The following is a 2,167-nucleotide window of genomic DNA, read 5'->3' as shown; positions in this document are numbered from 1 at the left end:
GGCCGAACCATTCCACCTCCATAACGCTGAGCAGTATAATTGTCCGGCACGTTTGGCTGTTCAATTTTTTCCGGATACGGCTCAAAGAACGTACCGCCGAGATAATAAATGGTCGGAATATCAAGGCAATCCATCCAAATCATCGGTTTGTCACCTGTGTGACCATGTCCATGCCACAGTCCATTTGGAGTTGTTAAAAAGTCTCCTCGTTCCATGAAAATACGCTCTCCTTGCACAATTGAGTAAGCCCCTTCTCCTTCCATGACGAAACGTAGCGCATTTTGAACATGCCGATGTGACGGAGCGGTTTCTCCAGGTTGTATCAATTGAACCGCTGCATATAACGTTTGGGTGGTCGATGCCCATCCCCAAGGTTTTCTATAATTAAGTCCAGGATTTTGAAAGTAGATGGCCCTGCGTTCTCCCCCGCGGTCTGGTGTAAATATTTGCGTCGCCTCTGTTAACTTCTTTTGAAGCAATTCAGATTTCCAAAGGTACGCTTGTGCATGAGGCTCAGGTGTATGTTTCATTAAATCTGGGATCGCGTTCCAAAGTGGTCCGAGATGATATTGTTCTATATCACGATTGAAATCTTGTACGAGTGTACTTTCAAAAAAAGCATTTTTTTCCGCCATTTTATTTGCCTCCTTTATTGCTCATTAAATTTACATAAATTCCGCTCGATTTGTTTATAATGCTTTTCTGTATGTTCTACGATGAGGTGATTCACGATAAAGTCAATCGACTTATTATTGAAACGAGGATTGCGACTTGGAGCCTGAATATTTAACTCTTCGTCTGTTAATGTGCTCAGTACATTTTCTATGATGAGTGGTATAGAAGACAGCTGCTCTATGACTTCTTCTATAGATTTTTTGTTTATATTCTCTTCTGAAACTGCTTGTAGACGTACTTCATCTGTTAAACCGCGGCCCCATACGTTTTCATGGTTTACTTTAATATTGTTAATTTCTTTTGCCCAATACGGGATAGCTTCCGCTACATGTGTAATAATTTGCATAATTGACCATTCATCTTCTGAAGGTTTCCAATAGATGATTTCCTCTGGCAAAGACTTAACAATAGTCTTGATCTTATCGATTGATTCATAAACAGATTCGGCTGCGTGGATTTGCAAGCTTTTCGTCATAGTACTGGCACCTCTACTGTTTGTCTTACTCTATTTTCAAGTACGCCTACTCCATCAACTTCAATACGAACGATATCTCCATCTTTAAGAAATACTTGCGGATTACGTGCAACACCTACCCCACCTGGTGTACCTGTTAAAATGACATCCCCTGGCTCTAGTGTCATTAAACCGGATAAAAACGAAACGAGATATTGTACCGAGAATACTAAATTAGCAGTATTAGATCGCTGACGTGTCTCTCCATTCACTGTTAAGACGATTTCCAAGCCAGATGGGTTCGTTAATTCATCTGAAGTAATTAACCATGGTCCCATCGGAGCACTTCCTTCAACTGTCTTCCCTTGAAGCCATTGAATCGTACGGCGCTGAATATCACGATAAGTAATATCATTCGCAATTGTGTAACCAGCTACATATTGGAGGGCATCTCCTTCTGAAATATTTCGAGCACGCTTCCCGATTACAAAAGCAAATTCAGCTTCGTAATCTAGTTGTTCAGAAATCGGGTAATGTGGAATATCATCTTCTGGACCGATTACTGTATTGGCAAACTTCGCAAAGATGACTGGAAATGCAGGTAAGTCGCGTTTCATTTCCAAAATGTGTTCACGATAATTGTGACCTACACATATAATTTTTCCTGGCGAAGGTACTGGAGCTTCTATTTTCACTTCACCTTCTTCAAATACCAATTTATCTCCATGGTTTTTCATAAGCGCATAAGCGATCGCATCTTTTGCTAAATTCATACTTTCCGTTCCACCTTGTAAAAATCCATTCATATCCTTTGGTATATACGCCTCTGCAATTTGAGCGGCCCGAAGGTTTCCTTCGCTTGTCAATTTCGCTTTAAAAGCAGCATGCAAATCAATCAATTTCCCATTTTCTAAAGCAGCAATTCTCGTTTCTCCATTACGTGTAAAAGTAACAAGTTTCATAGTAATCTCCCTTTCCTTTAAATGAATGAAAATTCTACCCTGAACGATAGTAACGTATAACTTTCCGGCCCTACTC

General features: G+C 40.3%; 3 protein-coding genes. All 3 read right to left on the bottom strand.

All coding sequences use genetic code 11. The features are described from left to right. Positions 1-635 (bottom strand): cupin domain-containing protein (locus AC1DTM_RS23765; protein WP_477001037.1); only part of this gene is annotated, 635 nt, incomplete at its 3' end. 14 nt (positions 636-649) lie between these two features. Next, positions 650-1,150, bottom strand: a complete 501-nt coding sequence (locus tag AC1DTM_RS23760) for a DinB family protein (RefSeq protein WP_016105247.1) — start codon at positions 1,148-1,150, stop codon at positions 650-652. Beyond that, complete coding sequence (locus AC1DTM_RS23755; RefSeq protein WP_016105248.1) at positions 1,147-2,091, bottom strand: fumarylacetoacetate hydrolase family protein; 945 nt, start codon at positions 2,089-2,091, stop codon at positions 1,147-1,149. The genes AC1DTM_RS23760 and AC1DTM_RS23755 overlap by 4 nt, the downstream gene beginning before the upstream one ends. Between the last annotated feature and the right edge of the window lie 76 nt (positions 2,092-2,167).

The sequence above is a fragment of the Bacillus sp. P4_D3 genome (assembly GCF_056401855.1).
Note: the sequence above shows the minus strand (reverse complement) of the source record. Positions and strands in the feature narration are given on the sequence as shown.